Origin of the sequence: Roseobacter fucihabitans, from assembly GCF_014337925.2 — a bacterium.
Lineage (GTDB): Bacteria > Pseudomonadota > Alphaproteobacteria > Rhodobacterales > Rhodobacteraceae > Roseobacter > Roseobacter fucihabitans.
Map to the genome: position 1 here is coordinate 61,514 of NZ_CP143426.1, position 19,500 is coordinate 81,013.

General features: G+C 54.5%; 24 protein-coding genes and 2 pseudogenes. 3 read left to right on the forward strand and 23 right to left on the reverse strand.

Annotation, left to right across the window (positions count from 1 at the left end; translation table 11 throughout):
• Positions 1-87 precede the first annotated feature (87 nt).
• The 6 genes and pseudogenes from ROLI_RS23405 to virD1 form a co-directional block, all read right to left on the reverse strand.
• Complete coding sequence (locus ROLI_RS23405; protein ID WP_262386619.1) at positions 88-555, reverse strand: DUF3010 family protein; 468 nt, start codon at positions 553-555, stop codon at positions 88-90.
• Positions 556-622: 67 nt separating this feature from the next.
• A complete protein-coding gene (locus tag ROLI_RS23410) occupies positions 623-958 on the reverse strand; it encodes a hypothetical protein (RefSeq protein ID WP_187431429.1) in 336 nt (111 codons plus the stop codon).
• A 254-nt stretch (positions 959-1,212) separates the two neighbouring features.
• Positions 1,213-1,788, reverse strand: coding sequence for a rhomboid family intramembrane serine protease (locus ROLI_RS23415; protein ID WP_187431430.1), 576 nt, complete (start codon positions 1,786-1,788; stop codon positions 1,213-1,215).
• Positions 1,785-3,545, reverse strand: a pseudogene (gene virD4, locus ROLI_RS23420) (type IV secretion system ATPase VirD4); the annotation flags it as partial. The gene ROLI_RS23415 and the pseudogene virD4, both read right to left, overlap by 4 nt.
• Positions 3,546-3,580: 35 nt before the next feature.
• Positions 3,581-4,966, reverse strand: coding sequence for a relaxase/mobilization nuclease domain-containing protein (locus ROLI_RS23425; RefSeq protein WP_262386620.1), 1,386 nt, complete (start codon positions 4,964-4,966; stop codon positions 3,581-3,583).
• A complete protein-coding gene (virD1, locus tag ROLI_RS23430; protein WP_262386621.1) occupies positions 4,963-5,442 on the reverse strand; it encodes a T-DNA border endonuclease subunit VirD1 in 480 nt (159 codons plus the stop codon). The genes ROLI_RS23425 and virD1 overlap by 4 nt, the downstream gene beginning before the upstream one ends.
• Before the next feature lie 632 nt (positions 5,443-6,074).
• Between virD1 and ROLI_RS23435 the strand changes: the two genes are divergently transcribed.
• Positions 6,075-6,782, forward strand: coding sequence for a division plane positioning ATPase MipZ (locus ROLI_RS23435; protein WP_222869640.1), 708 nt, complete (start codon positions 6,075-6,077; stop codon positions 6,780-6,782).
• The gene (locus tag ROLI_RS23440; RefSeq protein WP_222869636.1) at positions 6,763-7,380 is read left to right on the forward strand and encodes a VirC2 family conjugal transfer protein; all 618 of its coding nucleotides are present in this window, start codon (positions 6,763-6,765) and stop codon (positions 7,378-7,380) included. Before ROLI_RS23435 ends, ROLI_RS23440 begins: the two co-directional genes overlap by 20 nt.
• Before the next feature lie 91 nt (positions 7,381-7,471).
• Here the strand turns inward: ROLI_RS23440 and ROLI_RS23445 are convergent, their stop codons facing one another.
• From ROLI_RS23445 to ROLI_RS23525, 17 genes and pseudogenes are all read right to left on the reverse strand, one after another.
• Positions 7,472-7,738: a hypothetical protein gene (locus ROLI_RS23445; RefSeq protein WP_187431434.1), complete on the reverse strand. Its 267-nt coding sequence runs from the start codon at positions 7,736-7,738 to the stop codon at positions 7,472-7,474.
• Between the two features lie 13 nt (positions 7,739-7,751).
• On the reverse strand, positions 7,752-8,342 hold the full coding sequence (locus ROLI_RS23450) for a hypothetical protein (RefSeq protein WP_187431435.1): 591 nt from the start codon (positions 8,340-8,342) through the stop codon (positions 7,752-7,754).
• Positions 8,342-8,785 carry a hypothetical protein gene (locus ROLI_RS23455; protein WP_187431436.1) on the reverse strand — a complete coding sequence of 148 codons (444 nt, stop codon included), beginning with the start codon at positions 8,783-8,785 and terminating at the stop codon, positions 8,342-8,344. Before ROLI_RS23455 ends, ROLI_RS23450 begins: the two co-directional genes overlap by 1 nt.
• 719 nt (positions 8,786-9,504) lie before the next feature.
• The gene (locus ROLI_RS23460) at positions 9,505-9,708 is read right to left on the reverse strand and encodes a hypothetical protein (protein ID WP_187431437.1); all 204 of its coding nucleotides are present in this window, start codon (positions 9,706-9,708) and stop codon (positions 9,505-9,507) included.
• 44 nt (positions 9,709-9,752) lie between these two features.
• Complete coding sequence (locus ROLI_RS23465) at positions 9,753-10,049, reverse strand: addiction module antidote protein (protein WP_187431438.1); 297 nt, start codon at positions 10,047-10,049, stop codon at positions 9,753-9,755.
• Positions 10,050-10,052: 3 nt separating this feature from the next.
• Complete coding sequence (locus ROLI_RS23470; protein ID WP_187431439.1) at positions 10,053-10,349, reverse strand: type II toxin-antitoxin system RelE/ParE family toxin; 297 nt, start codon at positions 10,347-10,349, stop codon at positions 10,053-10,055.
• Positions 10,350-10,474: 125 nt separating this feature from the next.
• Positions 10,475-10,996 carry a hypothetical protein gene (locus ROLI_RS23475; RefSeq protein WP_187431440.1) on the reverse strand — a complete coding sequence of 174 codons (522 nt, stop codon included), beginning with the start codon at positions 10,994-10,996 and terminating at the stop codon, positions 10,475-10,477.
• A gap of 110 nt (positions 10,997-11,106) precedes the next feature.
• A complete protein-coding gene (locus ROLI_RS23480) occupies positions 11,107-11,352 on the reverse strand; it encodes a hypothetical protein (protein WP_187431441.1) in 246 nt (81 codons plus the stop codon).
• On the reverse strand, positions 11,345-11,986 hold the full coding sequence (locus ROLI_RS23485) for a hypothetical protein (RefSeq protein ID WP_187431442.1): 642 nt from the start codon (positions 11,984-11,986) through the stop codon (positions 11,345-11,347). The genes ROLI_RS23480 and ROLI_RS23485 overlap by 8 nt, the downstream gene beginning before the upstream one ends.
• Entirely contained in the window at positions 11,983-12,327 is a 345-nt protein-coding gene (locus tag ROLI_RS23490; RefSeq protein WP_187431443.1) for a hypothetical protein, read from the reverse strand. Before ROLI_RS23490 ends, ROLI_RS23485 begins: the two co-directional genes overlap by 4 nt.
• Positions 12,282-12,809, reverse strand: a complete 528-nt coding sequence (locus tag ROLI_RS23495) for a transposase (RefSeq protein WP_187431444.1) — start codon at positions 12,807-12,809, stop codon at positions 12,282-12,284. The genes ROLI_RS23490 and ROLI_RS23495 overlap by 46 nt, the downstream gene beginning before the upstream one ends.
• A gap of 56 nt (positions 12,810-12,865) precedes the next feature.
• Complete coding sequence (tnpB, locus tag ROLI_RS23500) at positions 12,866-13,600, reverse strand: IS66 family insertion sequence element accessory protein TnpB (RefSeq protein ID WP_187431445.1); 735 nt, start codon at positions 13,598-13,600, stop codon at positions 12,866-12,868.
• Positions 13,601-14,434: 834 nt separating this feature from the next.
• Positions 14,435-14,782 (reverse strand): DUF1403 family protein, encoded by a 348-nt coding sequence (locus tag ROLI_RS24050; RefSeq protein WP_262386622.1) that lies wholly within the window; start codon positions 14,780-14,782, stop codon positions 14,435-14,437.
• A 311-nt stretch (positions 14,783-15,093) separates the two neighbouring features.
• Complete coding sequence (locus tag ROLI_RS23510) at positions 15,094-15,555, reverse strand: transposase (protein WP_405049042.1); 462 nt, start codon at positions 15,553-15,555, stop codon at positions 15,094-15,096.
• Positions 15,453-15,737: pseudogene (locus tag ROLI_RS23515) on the reverse strand (DUF4158 domain-containing protein); the annotation flags it as partial. The gene ROLI_RS23510 and the pseudogene ROLI_RS23515, both read right to left, overlap by 103 nt.
• Before the next feature lie 867 nt (positions 15,738-16,604).
• Complete coding sequence (locus tag ROLI_RS23520) at positions 16,605-17,030, reverse strand: hypothetical protein (RefSeq protein ID WP_222869638.1); 426 nt, start codon at positions 17,028-17,030, stop codon at positions 16,605-16,607.
• Complete coding sequence (locus ROLI_RS23525) at positions 17,027-17,365, reverse strand: hypothetical protein (RefSeq protein WP_187431447.1); 339 nt, start codon at positions 17,363-17,365, stop codon at positions 17,027-17,029. The genes ROLI_RS23520 and ROLI_RS23525 overlap by 4 nt, the downstream gene beginning before the upstream one ends.
• Positions 17,366-17,879: 514 nt before the next feature.
• Here ROLI_RS23525 and ROLI_RS23530 point away from each other — a divergent pair.
• Entirely contained in the window at positions 17,880-18,995 is a 1,116-nt protein-coding gene (locus tag ROLI_RS23530) for a tyrosine-type recombinase/integrase (protein WP_187431448.1), read from the forward strand.
• Positions 18,996-19,500 lie beyond the last annotated feature (505 nt).

The following is a 19,500-nucleotide window of genomic DNA, read 5'->3' on the forward strand; positions in this document are numbered from 1 at the left end:
GATCTGGAAGCTGTCGTTCAAACTTTGCGCAGCATTGGTGTGTCTGGGCTCTCCCGACACCTTCGCCGCGTGATCGACGAAAGGCTGCTAGGTTAAGAACCCTTTCTTCGTCAAAGCATAGGCGCCGGACAGAAATGCGTTCTTCAAATAGACCGGCAGCTTCTCTGGATATGCATCAAGGTCTTTCTTGGCAAAATGGGCGAGCGCAACTGGGCTGACAAACCTGGTCTGACAATCCTCAACGAGTTGTATCAGGGTTTCGATTTTGAACGATACGGCCCCCCCGGCCATGCGGCCTTTCTTAGCGCGGGTCTTGATGACGAACGTATCGATTTCGTGTTCTCGAGAAAACGCCTGAAGGTCCGCCAAGAATGACCGTAGATCAGCTTCAGATGTGTCATCCACGAGCTCTATCCGGGTCGTCTTCAGGCGAAGCAGTTCCAAGTCGCCTTGATCAGTCAAGCCAACCGCAGCAAGCCGGACCTCCTTTCCCGATATTTCACACCCGCAGACCCTCATGTATTCCTCCTCATATGCCCTATCGTTGTCAGACAATGTTGTCCGGAACACCGAAACTCTCGATCTAAAATGGCGCAGAACCTTTGCTCCACCACACTAAATTTTATACGTTAGCATCGATCCATTTAGACATCATACCGCGATCACGAAAGCACTCATGTGGCACTTCGGTGCGTTTTCGTCGTGCAATCTGTTCTGCAAAACCAACTTGCTTTGAAGACGGGTAGTTCGCAAATGGACTGGTTGGTTTGGCCGTCTTATTCGCGTCGATCCAGCGAGATAGCTCCAATCGGCTTTGTTGAACCTCCAAAGGCAAAACAACACCAGCTCTTTGCGAGATCTGTCGCGCGAAGTTCAGCTGCTTTTCTGTCACCGGGATCTGATGATAGTCATTCGACCCGCCGGCAGAACTGACAATTGCTTCTTGATGGGCAGCCATGAGAATTGCTCCTCTTGTTGATTCCATTTCAATATAGAACAATATAAGAACATATCAACATATTGTGGAACATTTTGCATTTATACCACCATGTAGTGCCGTCGTAATGGGGTTTGTTGCATGGTTTGAGGGCTGGTTAGTTGCAGTGTTCAGATTCAGTTTAGCCGCGGTCTTGGCGTCTTGCAGATCACCATTGCAGCGTGGCACGTGTTTTTTGGGGCGGCTGATCATTGCCAGGGCAGGGGTCAGTAGTCCTATGGCCGCAATTTGCACAGGAAGATGGATGCACCAGCACCGAACGCCGCTGCCGCAACATGCGCCTCCCATGCGATCCCAGTCCACCAGATGATTGAGGGCAGGGTTGTCGCGCCCAATGCCACCGCCATCGTCCGATGTACAATGGTCAAGCCGGTCCAATGAACGAGGCAAGCCGCCGCCAGGCCGAATGATATCGCACTTGCCCCGATCATCGCGGGATAGATCCCAAAGACCGCGAAGCCTGCAGCGCCTGCCATGATGGATAACAGGACAATGAAGGTGGTTTCACCCTCGCCACGCAGGAGCGCCAGCGCGTCCCCGAACAAACAAATGGGTATGATGTTGAAGATCATGTGCAAGGCGCCGCCGTGCAGAAAGACATGTGATAGAATGCGCCAAGGTTCATTGCGCCAGCTCAGCGTGAACCCGAGCGCCTCGATGGCCTCTGATCGTACGGTCAACTGAAACGCGTCCGCCGCGACGAGCACCCCCTCCACAAAGACAATGGCGATGCAAAAATCCCGCAGCACCGGATGCAGATCAAACGGGGACAGGGGAAGCGTGACTTTCACGCCCCCCGTTTCCGTAGCGGTTTCTCGTCGTCCAGACCGTCAGGCCAGTCTTCAGCGGTCATTTGCCGGGCTGTTTCGATGGCGCCGCGCAACTCTGAGTGCGTTTCCAGATGATCGTTCAAATCCTGAATGACGGCGGCGTCAAGATCGTCCGGCAGATCGTCATCGCTAAATCTTGCTTCAACTGCGGCTTTAGCCCGCGCGACCGCTTGAAGTGTGGCCTTGGACCGCTTAACCGACGTGCAGCTTTCCAGATCTTTATCGGATGATGCAGGCGTTGGTTTGATTTTGCTTGAAGCCTCGACCTTTGTGGCCCGGTCCTGATCTTTTTCTTGTGATGGTGCAGGCAGTGACAGTTTAGGGGCGGGCAATAGTTGTATTGGCGCGTCCGCTTCGTTGTCATCAAAGACGCTTGGCGGCTCTGGAAGCGGACCTGTCTGGGCCTCAAAGATAGGGCGCAGGTCTTTGTCTTCGTAATAGATCACCTTGTCGGTGCGCACCGGGTCATGGTTCTGGATCAGCGCAACAATCGTGTCTTCGCCCAGCTTGCGCAGTTCTTCCGGGCGGATCAATCTCGCGCCCTCTTCCCGCTCTTGTATGTTTGATGACATGAAATCGTTGCTCTGCCACGATTTGCTCCGGGCCTTCCGGGTAAAGTCCCCGATGGCACGCGAAATGTAATCCGGCGTGTCCTTGTCGGCCGGGGCCATAAAGAGCTGAAGACGGCAGTTCGCCAAAAAGTTCTGCGCGCCATCCTGGCCGTAGATCTGCAAGTTCGACAGCGACTGGACGATGATCATCAACCTCCCGCCATAGCCGCGCAAGGTGGTGATGGCCTGGCTCAACGCATCCATTCGCCCCAGTGATGCAAATTCATCTAACAGGAACAGCACTGGGAACGGCTCGTCAGCCTGCGGCATTTCCCGTTGTGTGATGGCGACCGCTTGCTGGAACATCAGCCGGATCAGGGATGACAGCGGGTCCAGATCATTTGGACCCACGACAAAATAGATCGAGGCAGGCTTGCGCCGTAAATTGGTGAAGGTGAAATCCGACTGCGAGGTCGCATCGCGCACCGCCGGGTCAGCCCATAGGCTTAATCCACCATCCGAGAGAACCGACAGATACGCGCTCAAGGTTCGTATGTCCGTCGAGGCCATCCGGTTAAAGATCGACACGCTTTCGGGGGCCTTCGCCTTGGCCGACATGGTATCAAAATTTCTGTGCGCTTCGCCCTGTTGGGAGATCAGATCATGCACGGCGGCAATTGTTGGCGTCTTCTGCTCGAGGGCGAAGACGACGGTTGCCGCAAAAATCTCTCTGGCACCCTCCAGAAAGCCTTCGGCACTTTTTGATTTTGCAATGATGAGGCTGGAGGCAAGGCGGCGGGCTTCCGTGAACCGGCGGCGGTCACTGGCCTCGGCCACGATGTCGATGGGGTTGTAGCGATGCGTGCGTCCGTCCTTGTCATAGGGCGCGAACTTGAACACCTTGTCGCCCATAGAGGCGCGGTGCCGAGATGTTTTTTCAAAGTTCTCGCCTTTGACGTCGAGACAGACCACGGACCCGTTGTACGTCAACAGCGTGGGTATGACGATACCGACACCTTTGCCGGAGCCGGTCGGCGCGGCAATGAGGCTATGCGGGATCTCTGTTGAGGTGAGATAGGCTCTGCGTTTCTTCGGCGGCCCGAATTTTGCAAAAATCGGACCCTGCACCTCGGCAAGGGGGGCCACGAGACCCGCCTTTTTCAACTCCCGTTCCTCGGCTCAGCGTGCCGATCCGTGACTGGTCAATTGCGGGCGATATCCGATGGCGATACCCGTTGCCGACTGTAGCGTGCCGCCACCTCGTCAGGATCAAGGCCCGCCTCTGCCGCAATGCGGTTTGCGTTCTCAACGGCCTCATCCCGGATTGCATCCGCATCAAGCCCGCCGCCCGTCGCCCGGATGCCGACATATCGCTCTTCCTGCTCTGTGGATCTATAGGACTGCAATTCATTGTCATCCGGCAGCAACAACGCCGCCTCACGGCGCAGCCCCGCCGTCTGTCGCTGGAGCGCGACACGCTCCGCCGGGCCCGCAACCTTTGCGATATCGCGGTCCATCGTCTGGAAACTGTCCGTTATGGCCATACGCGCTTTTTCATACTGTTCCGACATCTGAATCATCTCCTTAGTCATGGTTTCATCGCGTTCAGTGTGTGCTGTAATCTGATGCCCGGCGCGCAACAGCTTGACGATCCTCGCGATGGAGCGTGCCACTGCGGGCGTCGTCTTGATCACTTTCGCTTCGGTTTCGATTTGTCTGCTGAACTCAAGAATTGTTGCAGCGGCCGCTATCGCGGTGATTTCGGTATGCTCGGGCGCGCGTGCTTCCGGGCCACGCCGCTCTGCCTCGGCCCTGATCCGCGCGTCGGGCACAGGGCGCTCATGCACCCCGCGCGCCAGACGCGGCGTTGCTTCCAGGTGGATGCCTTCTTCCGCTGCAACCTCAACCTGCAACTGGCGCATGCTGTCGTAATTGATCAGCGAGCGCCGCGAAACCTTGAGCCACTGGCCGTTTTCCAGACCGCGACGGGACACGACCACATGCGTGTGCGGGTGCGCCGTGTCGCGATGGTCCGCGGTATAATAATCGAAACGGTCGCCAAGCGCCCCATTGTCAAACATCCTCTCCGCCCAAGCCCGCCCCGCGCGTGCCGCCGCTTCAGGATCGGTGTCGATGGGAAACGATACGACAAAATGCGATGTCATCGGATAGGAGGACTTGCCACTCTCTTTGAGACCCCACGCCTGCGCCATCAGATCCTTTTGATCTTCGTCCACCTCAAGTCCGAAAAATCCTTCGGACCGCTGCAAAACAACGGTGCCGTCCTTTTCCAGATATCCCATCTGGGCCTTCAAACCCTGGCTGTTGTTGGCCCCGCCCATGTTGATGAGTTTGACGAGGGCCTGGGGGGATTGTCGCCCCACTCTGAAAGCCAGCCCCGCACCGGCTCCACGCCGGTTGCGCTGCTGGTTCATCACATAAAGGATCTGCTGAGCCTTGCGCGCGTTACCCGCCTTGTAGACCGCCCAGTCCTCGCCCATCACCGCGTCCAGAACACTCGGCGCATTCGGAGAGTTGGCCGCTCGTTGCAGGTAATGCAGGACAGAAATGGACGGCTGTTCACTCATTCGCCCGCTGCCTTTCGCAAGCGGCCAAGCCCGTCAGACCGGCGCCGCGACACATCCATCAAGGGCGCAAGCGCTGCATTCAGCTTCGACAACTCGACGCCAAGCGCTTTTCGTTCCGCCATGAAGCTGTGGTAAGCGGGATCATGGGTTCGGTTTGCAGCCTTGGCAATCTGGTTGATATTCGTCGCCACCCCGGCAATCGCCCGCGAAATGTCCCTCAAGACCTCCAAAGTCTCGGCATCGTTTTCGACAAAACCGCCGATCCGACGCGCGGCAATTCGCAAAGCACGGTTCCGTTTAAGGCCAAGCTCCAAGATCTGAGCATCAAACTCTGCAAGTTCCGCTTCAGTCATCTTCACCGAAATCACCTTGTCGGCACGAACCGGCACCGCCGCTTCGTTCTCAGCGTCGCGCCAGCGACCCCTTATCATCTTGCGGTTTTTCCACGACTTCTTGTCTTTGGTCTCTTCGCTCATCAACACCTTGCCTTGGGTGAAAGCCCGGTCAGAAAAAGAAGCACAGTCACAAAAGTTCTACTTTTGCATATATCCTGCTACAGCTTTACTTTTGCTGTTGTCCTTCTCTTGCCGGTCTTTCGGTTTCAACCTCTGGTTAGGTATCAGGAAGGCCTCAAAGCACCGTGCACCGCAAGGCAGTGCCCAGATCAGAGCCTTCTTCCGGCGGGAAAACGCGCAGCAACAAGCGCGCTCATGCCGACGCACGCACCCATGTCTGAATGACCGGCGTTTAACTGCAGGCCGCACTGGCAGTGCATCCTCTCAAACAGCGATAACGCTCCGGATGAAATGACATATCGACACATAGGCACGGTGACATTTGGACATTGAGACATTGTGTCTGGCGGACAATGGGACGAACCGTTGTGACCTTTGAGCGGATATCAGCATACCGCCCTACCGACATATTGACGAACAGGCAGACAGGGCGGAAGTCTTTCAAACACTCTGTCTGCGCGTCATTAGTCGCAAACGGCATACGGGCAGTCAGACAACCGGGCCGATTGGCAATCGGACGGATAGACACAACGGCGAGACGACAAATGGACGAAATGGCACATCGGCAGGCATAGGACATTCATTCGGTGAAAATGATCACATTCGCTTCCCTCAAGGGCGGCGCAGGAAAAACAACCGCACTCATGACGGCTTGCGGCAGTCTGGTATCAAAGGGACTCAGAGTGGGTTTACTGGAAGCCGATGAAAACGCGCCGCTGCACCAGTGGCGCAAATATGCGCTGAAAAAGGGAACCTGGAACGAAAGTTGTGAAATTGAAGATGCCGTCGATTTGCAGGCGTTCGAGGCGGCCTACGAAAGGCTTGAGGCCCGCGATATGGACATCGTTTTGGCCGATACCCAAGGCGGTGGGAGCGAGTTCAATTTAACGATCTTGGCAAGCTCGGACATGATTGTCATCCCGACTGCGCTCACACGCCTTGATCTGGACAGTGCATTGGATACCTACGCGCTCGTTGCTGAGATGCTTGAGACATCTGACACACCAGATATGCCCGTCGGGATTCTCGTGACACAGATACCGACCGGCAGATTGACGTCCGCACAATCGTTCTGCCTTGAAACCATACAAGGTCTGCCCTCCTTCGATTGCAAGCTGCCTGCACGCAATGCATTCGCCGATCTGAAAAGTGTTGGTATGCTTCACCTCTACGAGGTTGCGCTGTCGAAAATTCCGTCCAAGAGGATCGCCGCGACACATATTTCAACGGCACTCAAAGATGCAGACACCTTTGCAAACGATCTGATGCAAGTGCTCGGAGATGAACATGCCCATTCGTAAACCCAACAAGAGTTATAAAGAGCTGCGCGCAGCAATTTCCGGGGACTCCGGAATGCTCGATGTGGCCGATACAGAGCCGGTCTCAGACCAAGCGTCAAAAAGTATCCCGCCCCAACTCAAATCGGAAAGCCCATACCCAAAAACCGCCAATGTGACACCTGCATCCGGCGCACCGGATCAGCCCGCGCCAAAGCCAACACCAGACAAACGTACTCAACGCGCCAAACCTTTGGTTGCGCAAGCCGAAGACTCCATGGTTATTCGCGTAACGATGAGACCGCCAAAAAGAGGCTTGTCGAAAGAGTATGACGACATTACCGATTTCGCCAATGAGGCGACAGCGCTCAAGACGATTTTAACACGCGCACTTGCGTTCGTCTCAAACCCAGACGACATGGTTCTGAACCGCACGAAGTCCTTCTACGAAAGCGTTGCAGGGGAACCCTTTAGAAGTCGCAGGGTTGTTAGCTTGACCATTCTGAATGCAATCCGGTCGGAATATGATCCGCTGGACATATTGACAGATCATGCGTTCGGACAAACAGTCACCGATGTAATCGTGAGCACCTATTTCTCCAGAAAGATCAGCACCAAATAGCGACGCCCCGCCCGGTAAACCCGCCCACAGGGCCTCCGATACATATCGTCTCCGGCCCTGTGGACGGCTTCACCTCCAAACGCACCGTCTGTCAGTGACGCCCGTATTTGCGGCCATGGATGGTGATCCGGTCGCGGGCATCAATCGGCACCTGGTCGAGGTATAATTCACCGTCCGCTCCAAAACGGTAGACCGATACGTCGTCATCCCCGAAGCTATAAATCACAAACTCCCATTGTCCCGCGCCGCCTTCGCGGGCTTGGTAGAACCCACCGTTGTTGCGGCATTCGGCATTGCCATGCCACCAAACGGACCCATCCGCACTTTTGTCGATGTCGAAAAGGGTAAGCTGTTCCATGATTACTATCCCTTCATGCGTACCATGAGGAATATTTGGGCTTCCCATCCCAAACATAGGCCCAAGTGAACGACTGAATTTTGACGCTCGGCACACCGCCCGCCATATCGACGCGGTGTTTCGTTGGTGAACCTTTGATGTGATCAGGATCAGGCACGACGAGGGTGGACATACTGCCGTAGTCGCAGGGCGCGTCATTAGCTCTTTGCCCCTCGACGGCCACCAGTTCCACTGTGTTGCGCCCTGATGTGCCGACGACCTTGAACCAATCCACGTTGGTTTGATCGTATCCCCATGAGGACGAAAGGATCGTTCCGACTTCCAACGTGTGCGGCGCATTGCGCGCGGCGCGGCGCGCGGCTTTGACTTCCTCTGCTTTCGCCAGAGCGTCGAGCCAATCTGTCACCCTTTTCTCTCGGCCTGCGGCGTCTTTGGAATAGTGGTAAAACGTCGGTTTCTGCGCGCGACCCTTGAACGCCATGGCTGATGGCCTGCCATTGCTATCGTTGAACACATAGACCTCGGCGGCAACACCTTTACGGCAAATCTTCATCGCACCTTTGGGAATGTATTTCTTTCGCACGTCAGGGATGTTCACAGCCATTATCCCCACTCCTCGATGTAGGTGCGATAAGCGGCCCGATCATGCGTTGCGAAATCCAATCCTCTTTGGTCACAAAGGTGGCGCAGATCGCCAAGGGCATTGCGGATCAGGCTAGGAACATCCTGAGTGTCATCTACATAGGCTTCCGCGATAGCCTCATGAATGCGGGTGGCCTGAATGGCGGGTGTGTTGTCTGGTGTAACCTCGTCGGGTAGGTTCGTAGTGCTTTGCGCGCCAACAAACACCCAATCACTGGCCCATTCATCCATCTGCGCGATCATGCCGCCAGTGTCACTCCGCAAGGTCATCACAGGTTTGATGGTTGCAGCGTCGTGATGGTGCTTTCCCACCATGACCAACATTTGTTGGCTGGTGCCATAAACAAATTGGGTCTCCGGGTTGCCTTCGTATTGCAGGGCTAATGAAAAAAGATGCGACGCCATATTTCGGTTTCTCCTATGTGGTGTGGGAGGGGCTGACCGGAAACAGTCCAATCCTTATCTCCCATTATCTACGACAGAGAGTGCCCAGCCGATTTACAAGCCCCTTTGGGTTCTGGTTTTGAGCGAAGCGCTTTAGCGCGCCCGTCTCTAAAACCGGATCCACTGGCGAAGTGCCGGAGTGAGCAAGTGCACTGCCAATCGACAGAAAGTGGTGCGGCCCGCAGCGCAGCGAGGACACGGTTTCTGTCTATTGGGATTGCACGCGCGAGAACCCAGCGGGTTCTAAAGCAGCGTCCCGAAGCGGCGTATCGCGCTTGCGCGAACCCCAAGGGACCATCAAAACAGGATCGGGTGAGATCCGACCCGCGCAAGGGGACGTCACCCGAATGGGCAGAAACACCAGCCCTTGATGAGCATGTTTCAAAGACCAGGGCGCGGCTCCGCAGGAGACGGGGCAGGGGCCGTTGAAACAGCGAAGGGAGAGGGCCGGGGGTTCTGGGTGGAGAACGCGCAGCGGGCAGAACCTAGCACGCGGTCAGCTGGGCGAAGGCCAGCGGATGTCCCCAAAAACGAGAAATCGGGACCGGCCCCAAATCAGATGGGTGAGCGAGAAAAAGAGCCAACAGACTTAGAAGAATGTAGCTTTCGCTGCCAGCCCATCAGCAAAACGAAATAATGCACAACTCTTCCCACGGCTCAACGCTGGCGACACGCGGATGCTATTTCAGATCGGCTTCGTCATACATCCACTGATTATATGGGTTGGCAGGACCGTAAGAAACGCCGTTTTCGGTAAAACGGTCCTGAAAACCACAAAGCCAGGCTCGATGAAACTCCGAGCCTGCGATAAGACGGCGTAGGCGTCGGGGCATCATCCATTTTGAATGGCCTGCCATGTAAATACGGTGAAGTAGAGCATTCATAGCAACCATGCCTCCGAACTGCTGGTGAATTTTGCGGGGTGTTCTTAGCCCATTGGCTGAAAGTTCAATTTCAGCCCAAGCGCTTTAGACACCTTCATGATCGTGGCAAGAGTAGGGTTGCCGTTACCGGATAGCGCTTTGCTCAGACCTTCGCGCGAAATACCCGTGTCCCGCGCCAACTGGCTCATGTTGCGCGCGCGCGCAACGTCACCAAGCGCTTTTGCGACAATTGCAGGATCATCGCCACCTTCTTCCATCGTTGCCAGTAGATACGCTGCAATATCATCTTCCGTTTTGAGATAGTCTGCCGGATCGTACCGGCTGAAAACTTCATCGCTCATGGATCAATCCTTCCACTTCTGGGCCAATTCCTTGGCCGTTTTGATGTCTTTGGTCTGCGTACCCTTGTCACCTCCACAAAGAAGAACCACGACCAAAGACCCGCGCTGCAAGTAATAGATCCGATAACCGGGTCCATAATTCACCCGCAATTCAGAGATGCCACCACCAACCGGCTTTACATCTCCTGCGTTGCCCTCAGCTAAGCGGTTCAGGCGAACCAAAATCCGCGCCATTGCGGTCCTGTCCCGCAATCCTTGCAACCACTTGTCGAAGGTCTTTGTTTTGATAATCTCGGCCATATGTGAACTATAGTTCACATATGCGCTATTGTAAACTACAGTTCACATATACCGCACAAAAAAAGACCCCGCCGAAGCGGGGCCAATGTTCCTTATCACAAGGAATATTGTTTAATAACCGGGAGTTATTCAGGGCCTATTCTTCTTTTACGAGAGACAAACCCGTCCGGCGTGAACGCGTCGATCTGTTCGCCGGTGCGCCGGGACATGGTTTGCCCGTCGCTCGATACCGTGATCTCTGCATCAGGCGACGTGCGAATGATAGAGCCGTCACCCTCAAGATACGTGGTTTCGGCATCCCGCTCGATCTTCACAGAACCATCATGGTCAATACGGATCAAGTCGCCGTCGACCAGAACCTTCACGCTGTGTTCGTCAATCACAACACCGGACCATCCAAGCACATGGTCGCGCCTGATCACCATCTTGTCTTGGTGCAGCTTGATCTGCACGTCGGCAGCATCATCCTCCGCCTTCAGGACAATGAACGCTTCCTGATCTTCAGGCTTCGCCAGAAGACGTGCGATAGCGTCTTTGGGTCGCCAGAGATAAGACGTATCACGCCGTTCTTTCTTCTTGTTTTTATGGAACGCAATCATCAGTTCTGCGGATTTCCAAACGGCTCGGACGGTGCTGGGGACGGTCATGGCATTTCACTCCATACACGGGCTGACTGCTATCAGCTCATATCTTCAACACTCACGCAATTAACGTATTAAGCGTGACCAGATGATGCGCTTAAAACAGCGTAAGTTGTTCAGGCTGCGGGCGAATACCAACGCGACCACGGGGGATCTACGGTCCACTCACCTTCAACCTGCTCAATACTGGCATCTGGCCCGTGTTGTTCGATGAACACGCGGTCAGCCTCGGCGCGGCGGGACCGGTGCAACTCACTGGCCTTATGGCCGCTGGGGCGGCGACACCAGACGCCGGGGGCTTTGCCGCAATCAGGACAGGCCACGGCAAGGACCGGGTGATGATGGGCGGAAAAATCAGGCATGGGTCTGGGCCTGCGTATCTTCGAGTTTGAGGTAAAGCGCGGCAGACAGAACGCGATCTTGATTGCCACGGCAACGATCCTTGTTCTTCGCAGCCGCCTTTTGCAGATGATGATAGGCGGCCAATCGTTCTTCCGGGGTGTGATTGCTCGGCGCGGCGGCGATGTCGCGGGCCTGCAAAATGGTCATGAACATGGTCGATCCTTTCATGTCAAAGAAATTGACCCGCCTGCGCCCGTGCGGATCGGTGCGTGTCAGCGGAAAGGGCAGATCATCCAAGCTGAACCGGCCAAGGCGGTAGCTGTGTAAAAAACCCGATAGGTTGGACGGATCGGCGGGATAGGGTGCGCAATTCCACGCACGGCGCAGAACCCGGCGTTCCTTACGCGACATTGCCGCCAGCGTGGCCCGGGCCGAGCGCCAATCGCGGGCGCGACGGGAGCGATCCCGCCGTTCCTGTTCCCCCCATGCCTCGGCGCGGGCCTGCATCACATCGTCTTCGCAAGGCTGGCCCGCCGCGATCTGATCGGCAAAGAGTGGCATTGCGTCACGCTCGCGTTGCTGCTTGCGGCGCAGGGCCGCCCGCTTCCGGCTGGTGTCGGTAAAGATAAACCGCGCCTGACGTTTGAACCTCATTGTTCCACGTCCTCGATGCCCGCCGCGTCGATCCGCAACTGCTGCGCCTCCAAGCGGCCCAGAAGGGCGGAAGTCAGACCACGGATGGACGCCTTGTCTGCCAGATGCAGCGCCGCGCGCTCACCAGCGGTCAGGCTGGTGACTGGCATCGGCGGCACCGACGCTGTGTCCAGCGCGTCATCGTCCTGCGAGCAGCTACCAAGTGCCTCCATCAGCGGTGTCAGCACGGCCTTGATCTGCGCGTTTGTCGCACGGTTGGCGGTGGTGGACTTTTCGATCAGGTGCGGCGTTTCAATCATCTTATCGACGCGGCCCAGGTTGGTGTTGTTTTCAAATGCCATGATGGTTCTCCGGTTGAGGGGCAGAGCGCTTGCGCGCCCCGCCTCCGCTTCACGCTATGCCTTCGGGCAACCATGCGTCGATCCTCGCCGATCCGGTGCATCTTCCCGCAGCCACATGGGCAGTCCAAGCTGTCAGGCTCGATTACCTGTTCGATGCGCGGCAAACCCTCGGGCAGATTGCCGCGATTGCGCTTGGCGATCTTCTTACGTTTCGGTTTTTCCTCATCGGGGGATTGTTCCGATTTCTTCTCTTCGACCTCGGCAAGGGCAACCTCAAGATCCTCGAAAGCCAGCTGCCGATCGTCGTCGGCCAACTTTTCGGACTTCTTGCCGTAAAGCGCATGGTGCATCTCGGCGATCAAGTGTTCCTGGCGCTGGTTGGTCTCTTCCAGTTCCGCCACACGCACGGCCTGCGCCTCGAACGCTGCGCGATATTCCGGCGGTAAGATGGACAGATCGAGGTGTTTTGCAGAAGTGGTCATGGGCTGATTTATAGCCCTGGATCGACCCAAATACCGCCCCTAATTGCCGCCCTGATTCACTCTGCCGCAGCCGGAGGGCGGGTCTCCAGTGCCTTCACCTTACGCCAATCAAGACCGGCAAAAAGTGCCTCGAATTGGGCATGGTTCAGCGCCATCATGCCATCCTTGATCGCGGGCCAGGTGAAGGTCGTATCCTCAAGTCGCTCGTACGCCATGACCAAGCCACTGCCGTCCCAAAAGAGCAATTTCAACCGATCCGCGCGCTTCGCCCGGAACACGAAGACCGTCCCGGTGAACGGGTCTTTGCGCAGCACAGCCTGCACCATGGCGGTTAAGTTAGCACCGTTAAAGCCACTATCCAAAGCTTGGTTTTCGCCTTTATCCAAGCGACCGTCTTTTCTGCTCTTGCTACCAGCAGGCCGGTCGCCATCATAAAGGCTTTCCGCAATCTTTTCCCCAATCAATCCACCTCCAAGGGAAGCGCCACCAATAAGAGCTGTTCCAATAATAGCCCACCCTATTGGGTGTGAAGCCAATACGGCACCTGCGAGCCAACCACCAATGAAACTTCCGGAAACCGTTCCCGCGATCTGATATCCATCTCGCGCAGTCAGGCTGCCATCAGTAGAATTTGCCAATGTCTCCATTGCAAGGTCTATTTCAACTTCGACTACCTCACCGCCCCATCCCAACGATTTTCCTCGGGTAGCGACAGCAATTCCGACCGTAGCAATCCCCGCAATCCAACCGGGGACATTAGATTCACCTTCTTCGTTTGAATAAGAAGTCACTTAAATTTCACTCGCCTTCAAAAATTAGATCTTCAAGAAACATGTCACTTTTTTCGACTTCGCGAGCGTATAACGCTGACAAAGTGAAAAAGGGCGACAATTGGCAAACAGCAAATGTATACAAGTGCCGGTAGCCCCATCTTTTTGTCGATTGCATCACTAAAATCGAACACAAAATAACCAACCAAAAAGAACCATATCAAAAAAATAATTAGATAGATGTGCGTAGGGGCAGCATCTGAACTTTTTCTACCCTTCTCTTCGTCAGACATTTCAGTCACCATTCTAAGAAATTCGCCGCAATGATCGACGGGCCTAAACAGTTGATAATTTAACCGCTGGATTTCACAAAAGACAAATAGGCTGCGTTTCTCGGTCGCTGCGGAGCATCTATAGCGTTAGCGTTGGTTCTTAACCCGGCAAAGAGTTCTGAGACTATCCACACTAAGCCTTTATGATTTCGCGTGCGAGCCGCTAGTGTCAGCCCTCAGGCTCTTATTAAAAAGCAAGGGCCTGCGCGCGATCGATATCCACAGAGCGAGTAGTGGCCAGACCGGCACCTTGCAAACGCTTATCAGTAATAAAAGAACCCACAATTAATTCGTCAAAACCTATTGCAAAAAAACATCGAATCTAAATAACGAAACCAGCAAACTATTTAACTCTCCGGCACACCGTTGCGTACGACCAAAGCACGCACAGGTTGTCGCTCGCAAGAAAATAGTTAACGAAGCCCTAAAATACCTGAATCATGGTTAACGCGCAGCTGAACGGCGCAGCACAAATTCAAACAAGAGTACCTTTCTGAACGGCCCATGTGAGCAAATCACCCTTTTAAATGCGGACATAAGGCGAGCCATCCGACAACGTCGACGAACGGATGAGGCCCGCCCCTGCCCTTCCTCCCGCGCGCCATCTCCAGCCGCTCGCGCTTTTCAGCAAACATCTCCCGTGCCAGCCGCCCCTCCAGTTTCGTGGTCGCCGTCGCGGTAGACGGTTGCTCAGCAGTTTGAGCAGCATACCTTGGGATGGATCGGTCACCAGTTGATCCAGCACGGTCAGTGCCGCCCCTGACCGAAAGGCCACAGTTTCAAGGGTTTCTGCACGACCAGAAGTGACCCAAGCGGGGAGTTTCGGTAGGATCATCAAGTCGTCAGAGACAGTGGTAGGCTGAAATGTCATGTTCCAACTGGGGTCTGTTCCGGCTCAGTGCAGAATGACACCTTCTCATGAGCGTTCTTGATTTTCTCGACACGACTAGACTACCCGACTCGCGCGGGATGGTCAAAATATGTAGCCTGTGCAGGCGCTGGAGATGGCTGGCCGAACCGAGTGTTATCATGCTCTCATCCGCGGGTTGGGTACCGCCTGACCAAATGCGACGCGGGATTGCCTCTCTCTAAGATCGGATATTCATCCCTCAGTGTCCCGAGGATTTCCCCATCAATGGCCGCCCTCTCCAGCGTACTGCACAGGCAGTCTGAACAGCCCGTTTAGGCCGTGATTGGCGTTTTCCTCGCAATATCCCAGATGAAGCCAGCCAGCTCGCGCGCGATGGCGGCCAAGACGCGCGGTTGCGGTTTTCCGGTGCGACTGAGGTCTCGATATCGCTTGCACAACCTTGTTTGCGCTTTCCAGCCAATGTCTCTTATCTCTTGCGGCAAGTGAGCCGAACGCTTGAGGTATGGATGCCCCTCTTTGGGCGGGTGTCGATACGACCAACCCGCCTCCACCAGCATCGTGCGGGCCAGGGCATTGCCGGTCTTTGTCAACCGTCCGCGTCTGGTTGTGTTTCCACTGGAATGTTCGCTTGGCACCAGTCCCAACCAAGCCATAAGCTGGCGCGGGTCTCGGCAATACGACTTTCTATTTTGCGCTCCGCCGCAACTAAAGCGTCGGCGCAGAGCCGCTCGATGACTGTGACACCGGGCAGGATTGTCTGCGTCCGGCGGCATTCCTCGACAAACCGGCGTGGCAAGTCTTCGTTGGATCGAGCTGTTTCAGCCTCACATTCAAGCCATGCTTTGAGACAGCGGGCACCTTGTCCAGAGAACATCTTGAAGCCGTAAACCTGGCGAAGAGCATGCAGGTGCTGCTGGCGGGTTTGACGACGGGCGGCGTAGGGCAAGATATCGTCACCGGTCACCGCGCATGACACCCTCCGCATAAGACACGTCACTAACGACGTCGCTATGCACGTGTCTTAACGCATCACGCCAAAATTAGGCAGGCGGTGCCAATCGGGCGGTTACTAAATATCAACCGTCAATTACATTGTTTGTTCTACTCTTGTTCCAAATTACGACCAAATATGCAGCTTCGGGCCAGTTAGGCCTGCTTGGCCCGGGCGTGCAAAAACCACGCAGGCTTCGGTTACGCGGACAAATGAGGGGACGCAAATACCGATAAAGGCACGACGGTATCCCATTTCCCGCGAGACACAGTTTGGTCAGCGCTGCGTCTTATATTATATGAACGCCACATCTTCAGGGACTACGTTTTTCATCGAGATGGTTAGGGCCAGTATGTCGCTGAAATATCGATGCGGATACCGGAGTGGCGTTTTCAGATTTCATGCCCGCAGTCCATTTTTTTGACGGCGGTTATATAGGTTATATGTTGCCTTAACCGCCCCATGTCGTGGTCACACTATTCTTCGGACTCTTCCGAACTGGCTTCAGTTTGACCCTACTTGGTCATGTTATTCATGAGACAGAACACCCAGCGAAATTAGATTTCAGATAGTTGCGGGAAGTGCCGCACCGTCATGTGGTCTTACGATTAAGGTGACCATCCCACGAACTAGCTTGCCATCCTACAAATACCGTTACCACTGGCCCACTGTAAACACGCAAGAAATTTCCGGACGAGTCTCAAGAATAACGTTGCCACGACAGTTGGGAACACCGAAATCTCGCGGACTTGTCACCCGTTCTGAGACTTGAAAGCCAATTTCGCCATTTTCTCGATTTCCATCAAAGAGCACATTACTCATTTTACAAATTCAGCCTTCAATTAAGTCAATTTCTTTTGCTATTTCGATCACGCTATTCCGAGGAATAGTAAAAGTTTCTCCATCGAAATTCTCGGAATAAGAATCTCCATTAGGATGGTACTTTAACGAACAACGCCCAAACCCATAGTCGACATAGGACGGAACATCTTGATCTGGTTCGAGCGACGCATGCTTCACCAGCTCTCGCCAATCTGATGACGAGGGAATAAACGGCCAAACGGGATAGGTATCTGCAAATCCTGTCTTCTGAGATTGGTTACTTCGCTCTATTACAGCCTTAACAACGCTATTGTTTTTGGCATTCACATAAAATCGAACATTCATTCCGTCGCTGGTCGCAAACCGCTTCTCAACGCAGGACAGCAAACGTACGTATAGCAATCGATTTAGATTGTGCGACAACCAAAGCCTCACGCCCATAGCTGCTTAGCAATGGGAACTGACAGCTTCATCCCATAATTTCCCCCAAGCTGCTTCATTAGCTCAGCACGCGCCCTAAACACCACACATAATTCAAGGTGCAGCCGTAGAATTTTCAGTGTTTTGTTATAAATCCGGTCGAGCTTCGCCTCGGAAAACGGGATGTCACCGAACAGGCTCTTCTCATACACCCGCCGGGTTACAGCACAGACCTGCTTGCGATGAACTTCCACAGTACGGGTCGTCGCCAAACCTGCACTCTGAAGACGGTCATCTGTAACAAAAACGCCCATAGTCAACTCGTTAAAACCTGTTGCAAAAACATTCAAACCAACTTTCCATCAGGCGTTTATACTTCGCTCTGCACGCACAGAAAGCATGCGCGGAATGTCGCTGGCAAGAAAATAGTTAACAAACCCTTAAATATGTGAAGCATGGTTAACGCGCTGTTGAAAGGCGCGTCTTTGCAGAGCCATTCTGCTTGGCCCGGGCATGCAAGAACCACGCAGGCTTCGGTTACGCGGACAAATGAGGGGACGCAAATACCGATAAGGTACGACGGTATCCCATTTCCCCGCGAGATATAGTCTGGTCAGCGCCGCGTCTTATATCATATGAACGCCACATCTTCAGGGACTACGTTTTTCATCGAGATGGTTAGTGCCGGTATGTCGTTGAAGTATCGATGCGGATACGGGAGTGGCGCTTTCAGATTTCATGCCGCAGTCTATTTTTTGACGGCGGTTATAGAGGTTATATGATACCCAAACCGCCCCACCTTACGTCTTCCTACTACGTCCAATAAGTTTGCATTATCGGACATAAAAGAATACGCTCAGCGACTTGTCAGAAAACCACGAGAAACCGCCCTCAAGTCCAGCAAACGCGCCCTGCCCCAACGAGGACGACGAAAGATATCCTTCTTCCGGTGAGGCTCTAAGCCTCCCCACCTTTGCCGAGGGCCTCGGAGGCCTTGCTGGATCTGGCACGCTTGATCGGCTGGTTGAGACTGCCCGCGACTATGCGAAGCAGGCTGCATCTGAGAACACGCTGAAGGCCTACGCGAAGGATTGGGCACACTTATCTCGCTGGTGCCGAATGAAGCGCATAGACCCTTTGCCCCCCTCGCCCAAAATGATCGGGCTTTATCTTGCGGATCTGGCGGCACCAACTGGCAAGGCACCTGCCCTTTCGGTTTCGACTATAGATCGTCGGCTCTCAGGTCTCAGTTGGAACTACACACAGCGTGGCTTCACCCTAGATCGTAAGAACCGTCACATAGCCACAGTGCTGGCCGGGATCAAACGCAAGCACGCCCGTCCTCCTGTTCAGAAAGAGGCCATCCTTGCCGAGGATATCCTTGATATGATTGCGACCCTTGGATTTGGGCTGAGAGACCTACGAGATCGGGCCATTCTGCTGATTGGATACGCAGGAGGTCTCCGTCGTTCTGAAATCGTCAACCTAGATGTGCACAAGGACGACACGGCCGATAGCGGCGGCTGGATCGAAGTTGAAGAAAAGGGCGCCCTACTCATGCTCAATGCCAAAACTGGCTGGCGCGAAGTCGAAATTGGGCGCGGCTCAAGTGATCAGACTTGTCCTGTGCATGCCTTGGAGCAATGGCTGAATTTCGCTAAGATAGATTTTGGCCCGGTGTTTGTCCGCACATCCCGTGATGGCACGAGTGCGCTTAAGGCGCGGCTCAGTGACAAACACGTCGCCCGCTTGATCAAGCAAACCGTCCTGGACGCCGGCATCCGGTCTGACCTTCCGGAAAAAGAGCGCCTCACGCTGTTCTCGGGTCACTCTCTGCGTGCCGGTCTGGCGAGTTCCGCCGAAGTCGACGAACGCTACGTCCAAAAACAACTGGGCCACGCGTCTGCAGAGATGACACGGCGATATCAGCGGCGAAGGGACCGATTCCGGGTGAATTTGACGAAAGCTGCGGGTCTCTAGTTTTAGCCTAACTGACGCTTCTTTATGGCAAACAGCTTTTTCATCTAATTTTGCAAGACTACCTCCCGACTTCACCCTTGGCTCGGGACGTAGATCGGGTTCACCTCAGAGGGGACCAAAAGTCTTACTTTCCCGCATGTAAGGAGCGCGAAAGTAAGACTGCGATCTCTATTGGGAGCGCCCCCGAAATTCACTAAACGTCGTCTGAGGAGACGCCGCTTGGCTCTTTTCCGCGACAACGGCTTTCCACAGCTTACTTAGTTCAACCGATTCGAGGCCTAGACGTGATTGCTATCAATTGTGGTCATGTGGCTATATCGTACAACATCTTGCGGCAACTCACGGAAACTTTGATAAAGTGTTTTTTTACAATGGGTTAATAGGAATTTGTCGGCATCCATAGCTGAATACAAACGCACTCCATCACTAAAAGGGTCAAAAAATTGTTGCCTGGGGATAAGTTGCGTGTCATGAGTTCAATTGTCGCAAGCTGACGTAAATCACG

Excerpts from the sequence above, each read along its gene's own strand:
- ROLI_RS23510 (WP_405049042.1), bottom strand. The coding sequence starts at position 15,555 with ATGCCGCCGGACGCAGACAATCCTGCCCGGTGTCACAGTCATCGAGCG.
- ROLI_RS23440 (WP_222869636.1), top strand. The coding sequence starts at position 6,763 with ATGAACATGCCCATTCGTAAACCCAACAAGAGTTATAAAGAGCTGCGC.
- ROLI_RS23425 (WP_262386620.1), bottom strand. The coding sequence starts at position 4,966 with ATGAGTGAACAGCCGTCCATTTCTGTCCTGCATTACCTGCAACGAGCG.
- ROLI_RS23445 (WP_187431434.1), bottom strand. The coding sequence starts at position 7,738 with ATGGAACAGCTTACCCTTTTCGACATCGACAAAAGTGCGGATGGGTCC.
- ROLI_RS23490 (WP_187431443.1), bottom strand. The coding sequence starts at position 12,327 with ATGGCATTTGAAAACAACACCAACCTGGGCCGCGTCGATAAGATGATT.
- ROLI_RS23460 (WP_187431437.1), bottom strand. The coding sequence starts at position 9,708 with ATGAATGCTCTACTTCACCGTATTTACATGGCAGGCCATTCAAAATGG.
- virD1 (WP_262386621.1), bottom strand. The coding sequence starts at position 5,442 with ATGAGCGAAGAGACCAAAGACAAGAAGTCGTGGAAAAACCGCAAGATG.
- ROLI_RS23475 (WP_187431440.1), bottom strand. The coding sequence starts at position 10,996 with ATGACCGTCCCCAGCACCGTCCGAGCCGTTTGGAAATCCGCAGAACTG.
- ROLI_RS23465 (WP_187431438.1), bottom strand. The coding sequence starts at position 10,049 with ATGAGCGATGAAGTTTTCAGCCGGTACGATCCGGCAGACTATCTCAAA.
- ROLI_RS23485 (WP_187431442.1), bottom strand. The coding sequence starts at position 11,986 with ATGAGGTTCAAACGTCAGGCGCGGTTTATCTTTACCGACACCAGCCGG.
- ROLI_RS23435 (WP_222869640.1), top strand. The coding sequence starts at position 6,075 with ATGATCACATTCGCTTCCCTCAAGGGCGGCGCAGGAAAAACAACCGCA.
- ROLI_RS24050 (WP_262386622.1), bottom strand. The coding sequence starts at position 14,782 with ATGACATTTCAGCCTACCACTGTCTCTGACGACTTGATGATCCTACCG.
- ROLI_RS23455 (WP_187431436.1), bottom strand. The coding sequence starts at position 8,785 with ATGGCGTCGCATCTTTTTTCATTAGCCCTGCAATACGAAGGCAACCCG.
- ROLI_RS23495 (WP_187431444.1), bottom strand. The coding sequence starts at position 12,809 with ATGACCACTTCTGCAAAACACCTCGATCTGTCCATCTTACCGCCGGAA.
- ROLI_RS23450 (WP_187431435.1), bottom strand. The coding sequence starts at position 8,342 with ATGGCTGTGAACATCCCTGACGTGCGAAAGAAATACATTCCCAAAGGT.
- ROLI_RS23410 (WP_187431429.1), bottom strand. The coding sequence starts at position 958 with ATGGCTGCCCATCAAGAAGCAATTGTCAGTTCTGCCGGCGGGTCGAAT.
- ROLI_RS23470 (WP_187431439.1), bottom strand. The coding sequence starts at position 10,349 with ATGGCCGAGATTATCAAAACAAAGACCTTCGACAAGTGGTTGCAAGGA.
- ROLI_RS23480 (WP_187431441.1), bottom strand. The coding sequence starts at position 11,352 with ATGCCTGATTTTTCCGCCCATCATCACCCGGTCCTTGCCGTGGCCTGT.